Source organism: Xenophilus azovorans DSM 13620 (assembly GCF_000745855.1).
In the GTDB taxonomy this organism is placed as follows: Bacteria; Pseudomonadota; Gammaproteobacteria; order Burkholderiales; family Burkholderiaceae_C; genus Xenophilus; species Xenophilus azovorans.
Map to the genome: position 1 here is coordinate 1 of NZ_JQKD01000068.1, position 19,633 is coordinate 19,633.

At 67.7% G+C, this 19,633-nt stretch carries 14 protein-coding genes and 2 tRNA genes; all 16 read left to right on the forward strand.

The window, feature by feature from the left end; genetic code table 11:
• The coding region (tuf, locus tag Q392_RS23880; RefSeq protein ID WP_038213556.1) for an elongation factor Tu at window positions 1–1,078 on the forward strand (1,078 nt) is incomplete at its 5' end.
• A 12-nt stretch (window positions 1,079–1,090) separates the two neighbouring features.
• A tRNA-Trp gene (locus Q392_RS23885) sits at window positions 1,091–1,166 on the forward strand.
• A 120-nt stretch (window positions 1,167–1,286) separates the two neighbouring features.
• On the forward strand, window positions 1,287–1,670 hold the full coding sequence (gene secE / locus Q392_RS23890; protein ID WP_038213575.1) for a preprotein translocase subunit SecE: 384 nt from the start codon (window positions 1,287–1,289) through the stop codon (window positions 1,668–1,670).
• Window positions 1,670–2,257, forward strand: a complete 588-nt coding sequence (gene nusG, locus Q392_RS23895) for a transcription termination/antitermination protein NusG (RefSeq protein WP_038213605.1) — start codon at window positions 1,670–1,672, stop codon at window positions 2,255–2,257. The genes secE and nusG overlap by 1 nt, the downstream gene beginning before the upstream one ends.
• Window positions 2,258–2,370: 113 nt before the next feature.
• The gene (rplK, locus tag Q392_RS23900) at window positions 2,371–2,802 is read left to right on the forward strand and encodes a 50S ribosomal protein L11 (RefSeq protein WP_038213608.1); all 432 of its coding nucleotides are present in this window, start codon (window positions 2,371–2,373) and stop codon (window positions 2,800–2,802) included.
• A 1-nt stretch (window position 2,803) separates the two neighbouring features.
• Window positions 2,804–3,502 (forward strand): 50S ribosomal protein L1, encoded by a 699-nt coding sequence (rplA, locus tag Q392_RS23905; protein ID WP_038213611.1) that lies wholly within the window; start codon window positions 2,804–2,806, stop codon window positions 3,500–3,502.
• A gap of 263 nt (window positions 3,503–3,765) precedes the next feature.
• Window positions 3,766–4,293: a 50S ribosomal protein L10 gene (rplJ, locus tag Q392_RS23910; RefSeq protein ID WP_038213614.1), complete on the forward strand. Its 528-nt coding sequence runs from the start codon at window positions 3,766–3,768 to the stop codon at window positions 4,291–4,293.
• A gap of 51 nt (window positions 4,294–4,344) precedes the next feature.
• Window positions 4,345–4,725, forward strand: coding sequence for a 50S ribosomal protein L7/L12 (rplL, locus tag Q392_RS23915; RefSeq protein ID WP_038213618.1), 381 nt, complete (start codon window positions 4,345–4,347; stop codon window positions 4,723–4,725).
• A gap of 254 nt (window positions 4,726–4,979) precedes the next feature.
• Window positions 4,980–9,104 carry a DNA-directed RNA polymerase subunit beta gene (gene rpoB, locus Q392_RS23920; protein WP_038213621.1) on the forward strand — a complete coding sequence of 1,375 codons (4,125 nt, stop codon included), beginning with the start codon at window positions 4,980–4,982 and terminating at the stop codon, window positions 9,102–9,104.
• 20 nt (window positions 9,105–9,124) lie between these two features.
• Window positions 9,125–13,351 (forward strand): DNA-directed RNA polymerase subunit beta', encoded by a 4,227-nt coding sequence (gene rpoC, locus Q392_RS23925; RefSeq protein ID WP_038213624.1) that lies wholly within the window; start codon window positions 9,125–9,127, stop codon window positions 13,349–13,351.
• 103 nt (window positions 13,352–13,454) lie between these two features.
• On the forward strand, window positions 13,455–14,051 hold the full coding sequence (locus Q392_RS23930) for a LemA family protein (RefSeq protein WP_038213628.1): 597 nt from the start codon (window positions 13,455–13,457) through the stop codon (window positions 14,049–14,051).
• 95 nt (window positions 14,052–14,146) lie between these two features.
• Complete coding sequence (rsmB, locus tag Q392_RS23935) at window positions 14,147–15,478, forward strand: 16S rRNA (cytosine(967)-C(5))-methyltransferase RsmB (RefSeq protein WP_038213630.1); 1,332 nt, start codon at window positions 14,147–14,149, stop codon at window positions 15,476–15,478.
• Window positions 15,459–16,103 carry a DUF4390 domain-containing protein gene (locus Q392_RS23940; protein ID WP_342665634.1) on the forward strand — a complete coding sequence of 215 codons (645 nt, stop codon included), beginning with the start codon at window positions 15,459–15,461 and terminating at the stop codon, window positions 16,101–16,103. The genes rsmB and Q392_RS23940 overlap by 20 nt, the downstream gene beginning before the upstream one ends.
• Entirely contained in the window at window positions 16,100–18,409 is a 2,310-nt protein-coding gene (locus Q392_RS23945) for a sensor histidine kinase (protein WP_038213633.1), read from the forward strand. The genes Q392_RS23940 and Q392_RS23945 overlap by 4 nt, the downstream gene beginning before the upstream one ends.
• Before the next feature lie 64 nt (window positions 18,410–18,473).
• Window positions 18,474–19,178: a response regulator gene (locus Q392_RS23950; protein WP_038213635.1), complete on the forward strand. Its 705-nt coding sequence runs from the start codon at window positions 18,474–18,476 to the stop codon at window positions 19,176–19,178.
• A gap of 33 nt (window positions 19,179–19,211) precedes the next feature.
• Window positions 19,212–19,287: transfer RNA gene (locus Q392_RS23955), tRNA-Phe, on the forward strand.
• Window positions 19,288–19,633 lie beyond the last annotated feature (346 nt).

Sequence of the window (19,633 nt, forward strand, 5' to 3'; positions counted from 1 at the left end):
CAAGTTCGGCGGCGAGGCCAAGAAGTACGACGAGATCGACGCGGCTCCGGAAGAAAAGGCGCGCGGCATCACCATCAACACCGCGCACGTGGAGTACGAGACGGAAAACCGCCACTACGCCCACGTGGACTGCCCGGGCCACGCCGACTACGTCAAGAACATGATCACCGGCGCTGCCCAGATGGACGGCGCCATCCTGGTGTGCTCGGCCGCCGACGGCCCGATGCCCCAGACGCGCGAGCACATCCTGCTGGCCCGCCAGGTGGGCGTGCCCTACATCATCGTGTTCCTGAACAAGTGCGACATGGTCGACGACAAGGAACTGCTGGAGCTGGTGGAAATGGAAGTCCGCGAGCTGCTGGACAAGTACGAGTTCCCCGGCGACGACACCCCGATCATCCACGGCTCGGCCAAGCTGGCGCTCGAAGGCGACAAGGGCGAGCTGGGCGAGCAGGCCATCCTGAAGCTGGCCGAGGCGCTGGACACCTACATCCCCACGCCCGAGCGCGCGGTGGACGGTGCGTTCCTGATGCCGGTGGAAGACGTGTTCTCCATCTCGGGCCGCGGCACGGTGGTGACCGGCCGCGTGGAGCGCGGCGTGATCAAGGTCGGCGAGGAAATCGAGATCGTGGGCATCCGCCCGACGGTCAAGACCACCTGCACGGGCGTGGAAATGTTCCGCAAGCTGCTGGACCAGGGCCAGGCGGGCGACAACGTCGGCATCCTGCTGCGCGGCACCAAGCGCGAGGAAGTCGAGCGCGGCCAGGTGCTGTGCAAGCCCGGCACCATCAAGCCGCACACCCACTTCACGGCCGAGGTGTACGTGCTGAGCAAGGACGAGGGCGGGCGTCACACGCCGTTCTTCAACAACTACCGTCCGCAGTTCTACTTCCGCACGACGGACGTGACGGGCGCCATCGAGCTGCCCAAGGACAAGGAGATGGTGATGCCTGGCGACAACGTGTCGATCACCGTGAAGCTGATCGCGCCGATCGCCATGGAAGAGGGTCTGCGCTTCGCCATCCGCGAAGGCGGCCGCACCGTGGGCGCCGGCGTGGTGGCCAAGATCATCGAATAAGGATCCGTGCCTAGGGGTATAGCTCAATTGGCAGAGCGTCGGTCTCCAAAACCGAAGGTTGTAGGTTCGATTCCTACTGCCCCTGCCACCTGAGGGTGGTTTCCGCCGCGTGGCGGGATGAGCCAAACAAGCCCGCCGCCCCCGGCGGGCTTCGGCGTTACGAGAGACGCCGGCAACGAGGCCGAGAGGCCGCAGGAATTCGCCGAACATGGCCGCAACTCAAATCGAAACCGTCAGCACGGGTGCCGACAAGGCCAAGCTCGCTGCCGCCATCGTCCTGGCGGTGGGGGGCTTCGTCGCTTTCTACCTGCTGGGGCGCGAAGGTGCGCTGGTGCAGTGGGGTGCGCTGATCGTGGGGCTGGCGGCGGCGGTGGCGATGTTCGCCGTGTCCGAAAGCGGCCGCCGGCTGTGGGCCTTCGGCCGCGATTCCTGGCGCGAGGTGAAGAAGGTCGTCTGGCCCACGCGCAAGGAATCCATCCAGATGACGGCCTACGTCTTCGGCTTCGTGGTGATCATGGCCATTTTCCTGTGGCTCACCGACAAGACGGTCGAATGGGTCTTCTACGACCTGCTGCTGGGCTGGAGGAAATAATGAACGACACCGTGGACAACGAAGTCCATCCGGTTCTGGCGCCGCCCGCCAACCCGGATCTGCGCTGGTACGTGGTCCATGCCTACTCGGGCATGGAGAAGGCCGTCGAGCGCAACATCACCGAGCGCATCAACCGCGCCGGCATGCAGTCCAAGTTCGGCCGCATCCTGGTGCCCAGCGAAGAGGTGGTGGACGTCAAGAACGGCCAGAAGCGCACCACCGAGCGCCGCCTCTTCCCCGGCTACGTGCTGGTCGAGATGGTGATGGACGACGAGAGCTGGCACCTGGTGAAACACACCAACAAGGTGACCGGCTTCGTCGGCGGTGCCAAGAACCGCCCGGCCCCGATCTCGCAGAAGGAGGTCGAGGACATCGTCAGCCAGATGCAGCAGGGCACCGACAAGCCGCGCCACAAGGTGGAGTTCATCGTGGGCGAACTGGTGCGCGTGAAGGAAGGTCCCTTCACCGACTTCAACGGCACGGTCGAGGAAGTCAACTACGAGAAGAGCAAGGTGCGCGTGTCGGTCATGATCTTCGGCCGCGCCACCCCCGTCGAGCTCGCCTTCGCCGAAGTCGAGAAGACGTGACAGATCCCGGAGGCGCGCTTCACGGCTCGGCGCGCCTTCCTTTCCAGCAGAGCTGCAACCCCGGGGAGCCGCGGCAGAGTCCGCGGCGCTAGAACCCGCAAGGAGAAGAAAGCATGGCGAAAAAGATCGTCGGCTTCATCAAGCTGCAAGTGCCGGCAGGCAAGGCCAACCCCTCGCCGCCGATCGGTCCCGCGCTGGGTCAGCGCGGCCTGAACATCATGGAGTTCTGCAAGGCGTTCAACGCCCAGACCCAGGGCGTCGAGCCCGGTCTGCCGCTGCCGGTGGTGATCACCGCTTTCGCGGACAAGAGCTTCACTTTCATCATCAAGACGCCGCCGGCGACCACGCTGATCAAGAAGGCGATCAAGCTGGACAAGGGCTCGGCCAAGCCGCACACCGACAAGGTCGGCAAGATCACCCGCGCCCAGCTCGAGGAGATCGCCAAGACCAAGATGCCCGACCTCACGGCCGCGGATCTGGATGCTGCCGTGCGCACCATCGCCGGCTCGGCCCGCTCGATGGGCGTGAACGTGGAGGGCGTGTGAGATGGCCAAGCTGACCAAGAAAGCCAAGGCCCAGCAGGGCAAGATCGAAACCACCCGGCTGTACCCCCTGAGCGAGGCGCTGGCCCTCGTGAAGGAAGCGGCCACCGCCAAGTTCGATGAGTCGATCGACGTGGCCGTGCAGCTCGGCGTGGACGCCAAGAAGTCGGACCAGGTGGTGCGCGGCGCCGTCGTGATGCCCAACGGCACCGGCAAGACCAAGCGCGTGGCCGTGTTCGCCCAGGGCGCCAAGGCCGAGGAAGCCAAGGCCGCCGGCGCCGACATCGTCGGCATGGACGACCTGGCTGCCCAGGTGAAGGCGGGCGACATGCCCTTCGACGTGGTGATCGCCGCCCCCGACGCGATGCGCGTGGTCGGCACGCTGGGCCAGATCCTCGGCCCGCGCGGCCTGATGCCGAACCCCAAGGTCGGCACCGTGACGCCCGATGTCGCCACGGCGGTGAAGAACGCCAAGGCCGGCCAGGTGCAGTTCCGCGTCGACAAGGCCGGGATCATCCACGGCACGATCGGCCGCCGCTCGTTCGACAACGACAAGCTCCAGGGCAACCTGGCGGCGCTGATCGATGCGCTGAACAAGGCCAAGCCGGCCACCAGCAAGGGTGTGTACCTGCGCAAGGTGGCGGTGTCCTCGACGATGGGCGTGGGCGTTCGCGTCGACACGCAGTCCATCGGCCAGGCCTGATGACGTGATTTGCCGCCGGCCGGTTCGTTTCGGATCGGCGGGCGGCGAATGTGGTGGGCCGCAGCGGCGCCAAGCTGCTGCGGGCCATCCAAGACCGCTGGCGGCTGCACGGGGAACCGTTGCAGCCTTAATCGGCCCCTCCGGGGACCGGCCAGCGCAGATGGCGATCCCGCTGCAAGGAATCCATTTCCGAAACAGGTGGTCGCTGCATGAAGGCGCTGCCCTGGGGTGTTCTCCGGGGCAGCATTGAAAAGGAGTCAACCTTGAGTCTGAATCGCAGTGAGAAAGAAGCGGTCATTGCAGAAGTGACCGGCCTCGCCGCCAAAGCTCAAACGCTCGTGATGGCGGAATACCGCGGCATCACGGTCGCCGACATGACTCGTCTGCGCAACAACGCCCGCGCCCAAGGCGTGAGCCTGAGTGTTCTGAAGAACACCCTGGCCCGCCGTGCGGTGGCCGGCAGCGCATTCGAGGCCGTGGGCGACCAGATGACCGGTCCGCTGATCTATGGCTTCTCCGAGGACGCCGTGGCCGCCGCGAAGGTGGTGGCCGATTTCGCGAAGACCAACGACAAGCTGGTCATCCGCGGTGGCGCCTTCGGTGGCAAGGCCCTGGATGTCGAGGGCGTCAAGCAACTGGCGAGCATCCCTTCCAAGGAAGTGCTGCTGGCCCAACTGTGCGGCCTGCTCATGTCGCCGATCTCGCGCACGGCCGTGGTGCTGGGCGCGCTGGCGGCCAAGAAGGGCGAAGGTGCTGCAGAAGAGCCTGCAGCCGAAGCCGCCGCGGCTTGATCCATCGCTGGATTTCGCGGCAATCAACCCAATCTGTTTTAGGAAATCAAAATGGCATTCGATAAAGACGCATTCCTGACGGCGCTGGACAGCATGACCGTCCTCGAACTCAACGACCTGGTCAAGGCCATCGAAGAGAAGTTCGGCGTGAGCGCCGCGGCCATGGCCGCCCCGGCCGCCGGCGGTGCCGGCGGTGGCGCTGCCGCTGCGGCCGAAGAGAAGACCGAGTTCAACGTCGTGCTGACCGAAGCCGGCGCGAACAAGGTGTCGGTCATCAAGGCCGTGCGCGAAATCACCGGCCTGGGCCTGAAGGAAGCCAAGGACCTGGTGGAAGCCGCTCCCAAGGCCGTCAAGGAAGCGCTGCCGAAGGCAGACGCCGAAGCGGCCAAGAAGAAGCTGGAAGAAGCCGGCGCCAAGGTGGAACTGAAGTAATTCGCTTCACCTTCGAGGCTGGAAGCGCCTTCGCGGGCCTTCCAGCCTTTGCCGCTTCAAGAGGCCACCAGAAAGCCGCCGGCTACGCCGGCTTTCTAGTGTCTTCTGACCCGACTGCAGAAGATCCCTTGGTTCGGGCGATGTGCAACGCATCGCCGTCCGCCATCGCTGGTAGTGGCCAGCCGCCAAGCAGGGGCGCCGGAGAAAGCGGCGTCGCTGGTCTAGTCGCTGATGATCTCAAGCCCGGAGCTCTCATGGCCCAAGCATCGACCTACAGTTATACCGAACGCAAGCGCATTCGCAAAAGCTTCGGCAACCGCGACAGCGTCGTCACGATTCCCTACCTGCTGCAGATGCAGAAGGACGCGTACACCGCCTTCCTGCAAGCGAGCGTCCCACCCCAGAAGCGCAGCGACGAAGGCCTGCAGGCCGCGTTCAATGCCGCCTTCCCGATCGTCTCCCACAACGGTTTCGTGGAGATGAAGTTTCTGGAATACAACCTGGCCAAGCCGGCGTTCGACGTGCGCGAATGCCAGACGCGCGGCCTGACCTTCGCCTCGGCCGTGCGCGCCAAGGTGCAGCTCATCATCTACGACCGCGAGTCCTCGACCTCGCAGTCGAAGGTGGTCAAGGAAGTCAAGGAGCAGGAGGTCTACATGGGCGAAGTGCCCCTGATGACCGACAAGGGCTCCTTCATCATCAACGGCACCGAGCGCGTCATCGTCTCGCAGCTGCACCGCTCGCCGGGCGTGTTCTTCGAGCACGACAAGGGCAAGACGCACAGCTCGGGCAAGCTGCTGTTCTCGGCCCGCGTGATCCCCTACCGTGGCTCGTGGCTGGACTTCGAGTTCGACCCGAAGGACATCCTGTACTTCCGCGTCGACCGCCGCCGCAAGATGCCGGTCACGATCCTGCTCAAGGCCATCGGCCTGAATCCGGAATCGATCCTGGCGAACTTCTTCGTCAACGACAACTTCCGCCTGATGGACAGCGGCGCGCAGATGGAGTTCGTCTCCGAGCGCCTGCGCGGCGAAGTCGCGCGCTTCGACATCACCGACAAGTCGGGCAAGGTGATCGTCGCCAAGGACAAGCGCATCACCGCGCGCCACACGCGCGAGCTGGAGCAGTCGGGCACCACGCACGTCAGCGTGCCGGAGGACTTCCTCGTCGGCCGCGTGCTGGCGCGCAACATCGTCGATGCCGATTCGGGCGAGATCCTGGCCAAGGCCAACGACGAGCTGACCGAGGCGCTGCTCAAGAAGCTGCGCGCCGCCGGCGTGCAGGAGATCCAGTGCATCTACACCAATGAGCTGGACCAGGGCGCCTACATCAGCCAGACCCTGCGCATCGACGAGACGGTGGACGAGTTCGCCGCCCGCGTCGCCATCTACCGCATGATGCGCCCCGGCGAGCCGCCGACGGAGGACGCGGTGCAGGCCCTGTTCCAGCGCCTGTTCTACAACCCGGACACGTACGACCTGTCGCGCGTGGGCCGTATGAAGTTCAACGCCAAGATCGGCCGCGACGAGGCCACCGGCCCGATGGTCCTGACCAACGAGGACATCCTCGCGGTGGTCAAGATCCTGGTCGACCTGCGCAACGGCCGCGGCGAGGTGGACGACATCGACCACCTGGGCAACCGCCGCGTGCGCTGCGTGGGCGAACTGGCCGAGAACCAGTACCGCACCGGTCTGGCGCGCATCGAGAAGGCCGTGAAGGAGCGCCTGGGCCAGGCCGAGCAAGAGCCGCTCATGCCGCACGACCTGATCAACAGCAAGCCGATCTCGGCGGCACTGAAGGAATTCTTCGGCGCCTCGCAGCTGTCGCAGTTCATGGACCAGACCAACCCGCTGTCCGAGATCACGCACAAGCGCCGCGTCTCGGCCCTGGGCCCGGGCGGCCTGACGCGCGAGCGCGCCGGCTTCGAAGTGCGCGACGTGCACGTCACGCACTACGGCCGCGTGTGCCCGATCGAGACGCCGGAAGGCCCGAACATCGGCCTGATCAACTCGCTGGCTCTGTACGCCCGCCTGAACGAGTACGGCTTCATCGAGACGCCGTACCGCCGCGTGGCGGACGGCAAGGTGACGATGGACATCGACTACCTGTCGGCCATCGAGGAGGGCAAGTACGTCATCGCCCAGGCCAACGCGGCGCTGGACAAGGACGGTCGCCTGACCGGCGAGCTGGTGTCGGCGCGCGAGAAGGGCGAATCGATCCTGGTCGGCGCCGACCGCATCCAGTACATGGACGTGTCGCCGGCGCAGATCGTGTCGGTGGCCGCCTCGCTGGTGCCCTTCCTGGAGCACGACGATGCGAACCGCGCACTGATGGGCGCCAACATGCAGCGCCAGGCCGTGCCGGTGCTGCGTCCCGAGAAGCCCTTCGTGGGCACCGGCATCGAGCGCGTCTCGGCCGTGGACTCGGGCACCGTGGTGACCGCCACCCGCGGCGGTGTGGTGGACTACGTGGACGCCACCCGCATCGTGGTGCGCGTCAACGACGCGGAGGCGCAGGCCGGCGAGGTGGGGGTGGACATCTACAACCTCATCAAGTACCAGCGTTCCAACCAGAACACCAACATCCACCAGCGTCCGATCGTCAAGCGCGGCGACAAGATCGCCAAGGGCGACGTGATCGCCGACGGCGCCTCGACCGACCTGGGTGAACTGGCCCTCGGCCAGAACATGCTGATCGGCTTCATGCCCTGGAACGGCTACAACTTCGAGGACTCGATCCTGATCAGCGAGCGCGTGGTGGCCGACGACCGCTACACCAGCATCCACATCGAGGAGCTGGTGGTGATGGCGCGCGACACCAAGCTGGGCGCCGAGGAAATCACCCGCGACATCCCGAACCTGGCCGAGCAGCAGCTCAACCGCCTGGACGAGTCGGGCATCATCTACGTGGGTGCCGAGGTGCAGCCGGGCGACGTGCTGGTGGGCAAGGTCACGCCCAAGGGCGAGACCACGCTGACGCCGGAAGAAAAGCTGCTGCGCGCGATCTTCGGCGAGAAGGCCTCCGACGTGAAGGACACCTCGCTGCGCGTGGACCAGGGCTCCTCGGGCACCGTGATCGACGTGCAGGTGTTCACCCGCGAGGGCATCCAGCGCGACAAGCGCGCCCAGCAGATCATCGACGACGAGCTCAAGCGCTACCGCCTGGACCTGAACGACCAACTGCGCATCGTCGAGGCCGACGCCTTCGACCGCATCGAGAAGCTGCTGACCGGCAAGGCCGCCAACGGCGGCCCGAACAAGCTGGCCAAGGGCAGCAAGATCGACGCGGCCTACCTGGCCTCGGTCGAGAAGTTCCACTGGTTCGACATCCGCCCGGCGGACGAGGACGTGGCCGCCCAGCTCGAATCGATCAAGAACTCGATCGAGCAGCAGCGCCACAGCTTCGACCTGGCCTTCGAAGAGAAGCGCAAGAAGCTGACGCAGGGCGACGAACTGCCCGCCGGCGTGCTGAAGATGGTCAAGGTCTACCTGGCCGTCAAGCGCCGCCTGCAGCCCGGCGACAAGATGGCCGGCCGCCACGGCAACAAGGGCGTGGTGTCCAAGATCGTTCCGGTCGAGGACATGCCCCACATGGCCGACGGCACGCCCTGCGACATCTGCCTGAACCCGCTGGGCGTGCCCTCGCGGATGAACGTCGGGCAGGTGCTGGAAGTGCACCTGGGCTGGGCCGCCAAGGGCATCGGCCAGCGCATCGGCGACCTGCTGCAGCAGCAGGCCAAGGTGGCCGAGTTGCGCAAGTTCCTGGAGCAGTTCTACAACGGCTCCGGCCGCAAGGAAGAGCTGGCCAAGCTCGGTGACGACGAGATCGTGGAGATGGCGCACAACCTGCAAAGCGGCGTGCCCTTTGCGACCCCGGTGTTCGACGGCGCCTCGGAAGAGGAGATCCGCGCGATGCTGAAGCTGGCCTTCCCGGACGACATCGCCAAGCTCAAGGGCCTGACCGACACACGCACCCAGGCGTACCTGTACGACGGCCGCACCGGCGACCAGTTCGAGCGTCCCGTCACCGTCGGCTACATGCACTTCCTGAAGCTGCATCACCTGGTGGACGACAAGATGCACGCCCGCTCGACCGGCCCGTACTCGCTCGTCACCCAGCAGCCGCTGGGCGGCAAGGCGCAGTTCGGCGGCCAGCGTTTCGGCGAGATGGAAGTGTGGGCGCTGGAAGCCTACGGCGCCGCCTACGTGCTGCAGGAGATGCTCACCGTCAAGTCCGACGACGTGCAGGGCCGCACCAAGGTCTACGAAAACATCGTCAAGGGCGAGCACGCCATCGAGGCCGGCATGCCCGAGTCCTTCAACGTGCTGGTCAAGGAAGTTCGCTCCCTCGGCCTCGACATGGAACTCGAGCGTTCGTAATTGGAAGGGGAATCAGGAACATGAAATCGCTACTCGACCTGTTCAAGCAGTTCACCCCCGATGAGCATTTCGATGCCATCAAGATCGGCATGGCCTCGCCCGAGAAGATCCGCTCGTGGTCCTTCGGCGAGGTGAAGAAGCCCGAGACCATCAACTACCGGACCTTCAAGCCCGAGCGCGACGGCCTGTTCTGCGCCAAGATCTTCGGGCCCATCAAGGACTACGAGTGCCTGTGCGGCAAGTACAAGCGCCTGAAGCACCGCGGCGTGATCTGCGAGAAGTGCGGCGTCGAAGTCACGCAGACCAAGGTGCGCCGCGAGCGCATGGGCCACATCGACCTGGCCGCGCCCTGCGCGCACATCTGGTTCCTCAAGAGCCTGCCGTCGCGTCTGGGCCTGGTGCTCGACATGACGCTGCGCGACATCGAGCGCGTGCTGTACTTCGAGGCCTACGTGGTGACCGACCCCGGCATGACCCCGCTGAAGAAGTTCAGCATCATGACCGAGGACGACTACGACGCCAAGCGCAACGAGTACGGCGACGAGTTCGTCGCCAAGATGGGTGCCGAGGGCATCAAGGACCTGCTCGAAGGCATCGAGCTGGACACCGAGATCGAGAAGCTGCGCGGCGACCTGACCGGCTCCGAAGTCAAGGTCAAGAAGAACTCCAAGCGCCTGAAGGTGCTGGAGGCCTTCCGCAAGTCGGGCATCAAGCCCGAGTGGATGGTGCTGAACGTGCTGCCCGTGCTGCCGCCGGACCTGCGTCCGCTGGTGCCGCTGGACGGCGGCCGCTTCGCCACGTCGGACCTGAACGACCTGTACCGCCGCGTCATCAACCGCAACTCGCGTCTGCGCCGCCTGCTGGAGCTGAAGGCCCCGGAGATCATCGCGCGCAACGAGAAGCGGATGCTGCAGGAGGCCGTCGACAGCCTGCTGGACAACGGCCGCCGCGGCAAGGCGATGACGGGCGCCAACAAGCGCGCCCTGAAGTCGCTGGCCGACATGATCAAGGGCAAGAGCGGCCGCTTCCGCCAGAACCTGCTGGGCAAGCGCGTCGACTACTCGGGCCGCTCGGTCATCGTGGTGGGCCCGACGCTCAAGCTGCACCAGTGCGGCCTGCCGAAGCTGATGGCGCTGGAGCTGTTCAAGCCCTTCATCTTCTCGCGCCTGGAAGCCATGGGCATCGCCACCACCATCAAGGCGGCGAAGAAGGAAGTCGAGAGCGGCACGCCGGTGGTGTGGGACATCCTGGAAGAGGTGATCAAGGAGCACCCCGTCCTGCTGAACCGCGCGCCGACGCTGCACCGCCTGGGCATCCAGGCCTTCGAGCCGATCCTGATCGAAGGCAAGGCCATCCAGCTGCACCCGCTGGTGTGCGCCGCCTTCAACGCCGACTTCGACGGCGACCAGATGGCCGTGCACGTGCCGCTGTCGGTGGAAGCGCAGATGGAAGCCCGCACGCTGATGCTGGCCTCCAACAACGTGCTGTTCCCGGCCTCGGGCGAGCCCTCCATCGTGCCCTCGCAGGACGTGGTGCTGGGCCTGTACTACACCACCCGCGAGCGCATCAACGGCAAGGGCGAGGGCCTGATCTTCTCCGACATCGGTGAAGTGCAGCGCGCGCTGGACGCCGGTGTGGTGGAGCTCACGGCCAAGGTGGCGGTGCGCATCACCGAGTGGGCCAAGAACAAGGACACCGGCGAGTTCACGCCCAGCACCGCGCTGGTCGACACGACGGTCGGCCGCGCGCTGCTGTCGGAGATCCTGCCCAAGGGCCTGCCGTTCTCCATCATGAACAAGGCGCTGAAGAAGAAGGAGATCAGCAAGCTGATCAACGCCTCCTTCCGCAAGTGCGGCCTGAAGGAAACGGTGGTCTTCGCCGACAAGCTGCTGCAGAACGGCTTCCGCCTGGCGACCAAGGCCGGCATCTCGATCGCCATCGACGACATGCTGGTGCCGCCGGAGAAGCAGAAGATCATCGACGAAGCCTCCAAGGAGGTGAAGGAGATCGAGCAGCAGTACGTCTCGGGCCTGGTGACGGCCGGCGAGCGCTACAACAAGGTCGTGGACATCTGGGGCCGCGCGGGTGACGCCGTCTCCAAGGTGATGATGGCCCAGCTCTCGAAGCAGAAGGTCGAGGACCGCAACGGCAAGGAAGTGGACCAGGAGTCCTTCAACTCCATCTACATGATGGCCGACTCCGGCGCCCGCGGTTCCGCGGCGCAGATCCGCCAGGTGGCCGGCATGCGCGGCCTGATGGCCAAGCCGGACGGCTCGATCATCGAGACGCCCATCACCGCGAACTTCCGCGAAGGCTTGAACGTGCTGGAGTACTTCATCTCCACCCACGGCGCCCGGAAGGGCCTGGCCGACACGGCGCTGAAGACCGCGAACTCGGGCTACCTGACGCGCCGCCTGGTCGACGTGACGCAGGACCTGGTCGTGACCGAGCAGGACTGCGAGACGCACGACGGCACCGCGATGCGCGCCATCGTCGAGGGCGGCGAGGTGATCGAGTCGCTGCGTGACCGCATCCTCGGCCGCACCGCGGCCGACGACGTGCTGCACCCCGAGACGCGTGCCGTGCTGGTCAAGGCCGGCGACATGCTCGACGAGGATGCCGTGGAAGTGCTGGAAGCGGCCGGCGTGGACGAGGTGAAGGTGCGCACCGCGCTGACCTGCGCCACGCGCTTCGGCCTGTGCGCCAAGTGCTATGGCCGCGACCTCGGCCGCGGCGGGCTGGTGAACATCGGCGAGGCGGTCGGCGTGATCGCCGCCCAGTCGATCGGCGAGCCCGGCACGCAGCTGACGATGCGGACCTTCCACATCGGCGGCGCGGCCTCGCGCGCGGCGGTGGCCTCCAGCGTCGAAGCCAAGAGCAACGGCGTGATCGGCTTCAACGCCACGATGCGCTACGTGACCAACTCCAAGGGCGAGCTGGTGGTGATCGCGCGCTCGGGCGAGATCATCATCCACGACGAGCACGGCCGCGAGCGCGAGCGCCACAAGGTGCCGTACGGCGCGACGCTGACCGTCAAGGCCGACCAGCAGATCAAGGCCGGCACCATCCTGGCCAACTGGGATCCGCTGACGCGACCGATCATCACGGAGTTCGCCGGCCAGGTGAAGTTCGAGGGCATCGAGGAAGGCGTCACCGTCGCCAAGCAGGTGGACGAGGTCACCGGCCTGTCGACGCTGGTGGTGATCGATCCGAAGCGCCGCGGCGCGGCCAAGGTCGTGCGTCCGCAGGTCAAGCTGCTGGACGCCGGCGGCAACGAGGTGAAGATCCCCGGCACCGATCACTCGGTGACGATCGGCTTCCAGGTCGGCGCCCTGATCCAGGTGCGCGACGGCCAGGACGTGGGCCCCGGCGAAGTGCTGGCCCGCATCCCGGTCGAGGGCCAGAAGACCCGCGACATCACCGGCGGTCTGCCGCGCGTGGCCGAGCTGTTCGAGGCGCGTTCGCCCAAGGACAAGGGCCTCTTGGCCGAGATGACCGGCACCGTGTCCTTCGGCAAGGAGACCAAGGGCAAGATCCGCCTGCAGATCACCGACCCCGAAGGCAAGGTGTGGGAAGAGCTGGTGCCCAAGGAGAAGAACATCCTGGTGCACGAAGGCCAGGTGGTGAACAAGGGCGAATCCGTGGTCGACGGCCCGGCGGACCCGCAGGACATCCTGCGCCTGCTGGGCTCCGAAGAACTGGCGCGCTACATCGTTGACGAGGTGCAGGACGTGTACCGGCTGCAGGGCGTGAAGATCAACGACAAGCACATCGAGGTGATCGTTCGCCAGATGCTGCGCCGCGTCGTGGTCGAAAACCCGGGCGACTCGGCCTACATCCAGGGCGAGCAGGTCGAGCGCTCGGAGATGCTGGACACCAACGACCGCCTGCGGTCCGAGGACAAGCTGCCGGCGACCTACACCAACCTGCTGCTGGGCATCACCAAGGCGTCGCTGTCCACCGACTCGTTCATCTCGGCCGCTTCCTTCCAGGAAACGACCCGCGTGCTGACCGAGGCGGCCATCATGGGCAAGCGCGACGAGCTGCGCGGCCTGAAGGAGAACGTCATCGTCGGCCGCCTGATCCCCGCGGGCACCGGCCTGGCGTACCACCAGGCGCGCAAGGCCAAGGACGCGATGGACGAGGCCGAGCGCCGCGCCATCGCCGAGGCGGAGGCCGCGGAACTGGCGGCATCGTCCGGCGAGGCCGCCGCGACCACGGCCGAGGCCAGCGAGGGTTCGGAGTGACCGGCCTGCCGGCCTGACGACGACCCTTGGCCATGACCGGCCTGCTGCGCCCTTCTTCCCCGCGCGGGAGAAGGGCGCTTTTTCTTCCACGGAGACCGCAGCCGTGAACTGGCTGGGCGATTCGCTGCTCACCTGGGCCGCCCTGGCGGCACTGCTGTTCTGGTTCGTCGGCGCGCACAACCGCCTGGTGCGGCTGCGCGCCGCCGCGCTGCAGGCCTATGCCGCGCTGGACGCGCAGATGCTGCGCCAACTGGACTTCGTCCAGGCGGCGCTTCCGGCACCGGCCGCCGGCGGGCCGGGCGACGACAACGGCACCGAAACGGCGCTGCGCGCGGCTTCGGCGCAGATGTCCACCGTCATGGGCAGCACGCGGCCGCGGCCGCTCGATCCGCAGGCGATGGCCGCCTTGGGCACGGCCCTGGGCGTGCTGCTGACGGCCTGGCAGCGCATGCACCCGGACGCGGAGCCCATCAGCTTCGAGCCCGACGGAACCTTGTCGCGGCCCGCGGCTCTGCAGGAACTGCCGGCGCCGGGTGCCGCCGCCGTGCCGCTGGTCTGGCCCGAGCCCTCGGCGCTGGCCGAGATCTCGCGCGCTCAGTTCAATGCCGCCGTGATCCAGTACAACCACGCCATCGGCCAGTTCCCGGCCGTGCTGGTGGCCTGGCTCTTGCGGATGCGGCGGGCGGCCCCGCTGGGCTGACGACTACGCCATCCTTCGACGCACCGACCCTTTTTCCTTCCACCTTGTCCGCGCCTTCCTCATCCTCCCCACTTTCCCCGGCCGCGACGCAGCCGATGGGGCCGCCGCTGTGGCAGCAGCTTCAGCAGTTGGCCGCCGTGCTGGCCGCGGTGCGGGCCGGCAGCTCCGCCACCTCCGCCCTGGAGGCGGTGGACCCGGCGCTGCGCCCCGGCGTGCAGGCACTGGTGTTCCATGCGCTGCGCTGGCTGGGGCGCGGCGAGGGCCTGCGGCGCCACCTGGCCAAGCGCACGCCGCCGCCCGCGGCCGATGCGCTGCTGTGCGGCGCCCTGGCGCTAGGCTGGGACGCGGCGCGCTCGCCCTACGAGCCCTTCACCCTGGTCGACCAGGCCGTCGAGGCGGCCAAGCGCAACCCGGCCACCCGCGCGCAGGCCAGCTTCATCAACGCCTGCCTGCGCCGCTTCCTGCGCGAGCGCGACGAACTGGTGGAACTCACCGACCACGAGCCGGTGGCGCACTGGAACCATCCGCGCTGGTGGATCGAGCGGCTGCGGCGCGACCATCCGCAGGCATGGCAGCGCATCCTGCGGGCCGACGACACGGCGGCGCCGCTGACCCTGCGCATCAACGTGCGCCGCACCTCCGTGGCGCAGTACCTGCCGGCGCTGGCCGCGATGGACCTGCCGGCGCGGCGCGTGGCCGGCAGCGGCCTCGAACTGGGCCGTGCGCGGCCGGTGCAGCAACTGCCCGGCTTCGAGGCCGGCGAGTTCTCCGTGCAGGACGCGGCGGCGCAACTGGCCGCGCCGCTGCTGCTGGACGGCCTGGCGCCGCCCGGCGGCGGCGTGCTGCGCGTGCTGGACGCCTGCGCCGCCCCCGGCGGCAAGACCGCGCACCTGCTGGAGCACGCCGGCCCCGGCCGCCTGGCACTGACGGCGCTGGACGTCGACCCGGCCCGCTGCCGCCGCGTGGACGAGACCCTGTCGCGCCTCGGGCTGGCCGGCGAGGCGCAGGTGCGCGCGGCGGATGCGGCCCGGCCCGCCGAATGGTGGGACGGCCAGCCCTTCGACGCCATCCTGCTGGACGCGCCCTGCACCGCCTCGGGCATCGTGCGGCGCCACCCCGACGTGCGCTGGCTGCGCCGCGAGAGCGACGTGGAGCAGCTCGCCCTGCAGCAGGCCATGCTGCTGGCCGCGCTGTGGCCGCTGGTGCGGCCCGGCGGGCGCCTGCTGTACTGCACCTGCTCGGTCTTCCGCCGCGAGGGCTCGGAGCAGATCGATGCGTTCCTTGCAAGCAACACCGATGCGCAGGCGCTTCCTTCCCCGGGCCATCTGCTGCCCCAGGGCGGGCCGGGGCGGCACGCCGTCGCGGACAATGCCCTCGGTGAGCACGACGGCTTCTTCTACGCCCTGCTTGAAAAGCGCCGGGCCTGACCGCGACGGGCGCCGCGGCTGCCTGCGCCTGCTGGCGGCCGCCGCACTGCTGGCTGCCGGCGGTGGGCACCTTCCCGCGGCCCAGGCCCAGGCGGGCCCCGCCGCCGAAGTCACCCAGCTCAAGCTGGAGCGCAGCGACGACGGCGTCTTCCTCAGCGCGGCCGTGCGGCTCGACCTGTCGCCGCCGGTGCTGGACGTGCTGGACAAGGGCATCGCCATCCACTTCGTCGCCGAGGCCGAGCTGTTCCGCGAGCGCTGGTACTGGACCGATCGCCAGATCGGCCATGCGGCGCGCCACATGCGGCTGGCCTACCAGCCGCTGACGCGGCGCTGGCGGCTCAACGTGTCGCCGGTGCCCATCACCGCCGCCATCGCGGGCGTCACGCTGAACCAGAACTTCGACTCGCTGGACGAGGCGCTCGACGCGGTGCGGCGCATCGGCCGGCTGCGCATCGCCGACGCGTCGGAAGTGGGCGAGGAGGGGGAGCGCTACCCGGTCGTGTTCCGCTTCCGGCTCGACACCTCGCAACTGCCCCGGCCCTTCCAGATCGGCCTGGTCGGCCAGTCGGACTGGAACGTCGCCGTCGAGCGCAGCGTGCAGCTTCCGCTGGAGAAGATGCAATGAGCACGCCGCCCATCGCTCCGCCGCACCGCTCGCGCGGCGTGCGCTGGGCCATCGGCGTGGGCGCCGCAGCCGTCACCGCCATCGGGCTGGTGCTGATGTTCCTGCTGGCCCAGTCGACCAACAACCAGGCCCTGTACGAGCGCAACTACGCGCGGCTGTTCGCCATCAACGTGGTGGTGGCCATCGCGCTGCTGCTGGTCATCGGCTGGGTCGCCTTCCGCCTGGCGCGCCGGCTGCGCCAGGGCAAGTTCGGCAGCCGGCTGCTGGTCAAGCTGGCGGCGGTGTTCGCGCTGGTCGGCGTGGTGCCGGGCATCCTGGTCTACACCGTCTCCTACCAGTTCGTCGCCCGCTCCATCGAGAGCTGGTTCGACGTCAAGGTCGAGGGCGCGCTCGACGCGGGCCTGAACCTGGGGCGCGCCACGCTCGACTCGCTGGCCGACGACCTGGCCGGCAAGGCGCGGGCGGCGGCGGGCCAGCTCTCGCAGGTGCCCGACACCAGCACTGCGCTGGCGCTGGACCGCATGCGCGACCAGCTCGGCGCCAGCAACCTGCTGCTGTGGACCGCCTCCGGCCAGCTCATCGCCAGCGCCGGCAGCTCGCGCTTCGAGCTCAACCCCGAGCGGCCCACGCCCCAGCAGTTGCGCCAGGTGCGGGCCGACCGCGCCGTCGCCTACATCGAGGGGCTGGACGAGGCGGCGCAACTGCCCGGCGGGGCCGTGCCGCCGGCCCAGGTGAAGGCCATGGCGCTGGTGCCGCGGCCCGGCTTCGACCTGCGCAGCGAGCCGCGCTTCCTGCAGATCGTGCAGCCCCTGCCGACGGCCGTGGTGGCCAATGCGCTGGCGGTGCAGGAGGCCAACCGCGAGTACCAGGAGCGCGCCCTGGCCCGCGAGGGCCTGCGCCGCATGTACATCGGCACCCTCACGCTGAGCCTGTTCCTCGCCGTGTTCGGCGCGGTGCTGCTGGCCGTGCTGTTCGGCAACCAGCTCGCCCGGCCGCTGCTGGTGCTGGCCGACGGCGTGCGCCAGGTCGCCGCCGGCGACCTGCGGCCCACGCAGGTCTCCACCAGCCGGGACGAACTGGGCGGCCTGACACGCTCCTTCGCCGAGATGACGCAGCAGCTGGCCGATGCGCGCGCCGCGGTGGAGCGCAGCATGGGCGAGGTGGACGCGGCGCGCGCCAACCTGCAGACCATCCTCGACAACCTCACCGCCGGCGTCATGGTGCTCGACCGCGCCGGCGTCATCGTCTCCACCAACCCTGGCGCCACGCGCGTGCTGCGTGCGCCGCTGGCCGCCTACGAGGGACGCCCGCTGGCCGAGGTGCCCGGCCTGGCGGAATTCGCGCTGGCCGTGCTGCACCGCTTCGACGAATTCGAGCTCGACGCCACGCAGCACGGACTGGACCACTGGCAGCACGCCTACGAACTGCACGCCAGCGGCATCGGCGTGGAGCGCAGCGCGGTGAACATCGTGGCCCGCGGCGCCAGCCTGCCGGCGGCGCAGCGGCTGCTGGTGTTCGACGACATCTCCGAGATCGTCTCGGCCCAGCGCGCCCAGGCCTGGGGCGAGGTGGCGCGCCGGCTGGCGCACGAGATCAAGAACCCGCTCACGCCCATTCAACTGTCGGCCGAGCGGCTGGAGCTCAAGCTGGCCGGCAAGCTGCCGCCTGCGGAAGAGGCGGTGCTGCAGAAATCGGTGCGCACCATCGTCGACCAGGTCGACGCGATGAAGCGCCTCGTCAACGAATTCCGCGACTACGCGCGGCTGCCCGCGGCGCAACTGCAGCCGCTGGACCTCAACGCCCTCGTCACCGAGGTGCTGCACCTGTACGACCCGGCCGACGCTGCCGTGCCCATCGAGGCGGAGCTCGATGCGCGCTGCCCGCCCATCCGCGGCGACGCGCAACAACTGCGGCAGGTAATTCACAATTTATTGCAAAACGCCCAGGACGCCACCGAGGCCGCGACCCCGAAGGGCGCCGCGATGCCGCCGGTGATCGTCCGCACGCGGCTGTCCGACTCCGGCCAGCGCGTGCGCCTCACGGTGCTGGACGCGGGCAGCGGCTTCGCGGAGCACATCCTGCAGCGTGCCTTCGAGCCCTACGTCACCACCAAGAGCAAGGGCACCGGATTGGGGCTGGCGGTGGTCAAGAAGATCGCCGACGAGCACGGCGCCCGCATCGAACTGTCCAATCGCACGGCCGATGGGACTGTGGTCGGCGCGCAAGTCTCGCTATCATTTGCGATGGCAACCGGACGCGCACAGAACCCGTCGGACAACGACACACGGGCGCCGGCGACGACCTGAGCATCGTCCGCTGCACAGAGGGAATGCAGCGCGGTACTGATTACAAGCAAGCACTCATCATTCAATGGCAAACATCCTGGTGGTCGACGACGAACTGGGCATTCGGGACCTGCTCTTCGAAATTCTCAACGACGAAGGTCACAACGTCGACCTGGCCGAGAACGCCTCGGAGGCGCGTGCCGCGCGCCAGCGCGCCCGGCCCGACCTGGTGCTGCTCGACATCTGGATGCCCGACACCGACGGCGTGACGCTGCTCAAGGAATGGGCCACCGCCGGACTGCTCACGATGCCCGTGATCATGATGAGCGGCCACGCCACCATCGACACCGCCGTCGAGGCCACGCGCATCGGCGCCTTCGCCTTCCTCGAAAAGCCGATCACGCTGCAGAAGCTGCTCAAGGAAGTGGAGCGCGCGCTGGCCAAGGAAGACGCGCGTCGCGCTGCCGCTGCCGTGGTGCCGCCCATGGCCGCGGCGGGCCAGCCGCTGATCTCCGGCGTACCGATGAGCGCCGTGATCGGCCCGGCCGGTGCCGCGCTGCCGCCCACACCCGAGCCGGGCCCGCAGGCGATGCAGAGCTTCGACCTCGACCGCCCCCTGCGAGACGCGCGCGACGGCTTCGAGAAGGCTTACTTCGAGTTCCATCTGGCCATGGAGAACGGCTCCATGACGCGCGTGGCCGAGAAGACCGGCCTGGAGCGCACCCACCTCTATCGCAAACTTAAACAATTGGGTGTCGACCTGTCCAGGGGCCGCCGCAGCGCTGTATAATCATGGGCTCGGCTTGGTGCAACGCCAAGCGACGGCCCGGTAGCTCAGTTGGTAGAGCAGCGGATTGAAAATCCGCGTGTCGGTGGTTCGATTCCGCCCCAGGCCACCATCCCCCTTTCCCACCCGGTTTCATCGAATCCCATTTCCTCAGGGAAATCAAGGGGTTACGCAAGAAACCTGTCCCACAGCGTCGCATTCGATTCCGCCGAATCCCGGGGTTTTTGTTCCCTGGCGTGTTCCCTTACCGTTCCCCCTGTTTTCGCAGGGTACACGGAGGTACGGCGATGAAGCTCACTGCCAAGGCCATTGATCGGGCCCAGCCTGCGGACAAGGAGTACATGCTGTCCGATGGGGACAAACTGGTATGCGTCCGGCCAACCCACATTGAAGTTCGATAGCCGGCCAAGGATGCTTGTGTCCACGGACTTTTGCGTGGACACATGGACACTTTGGAA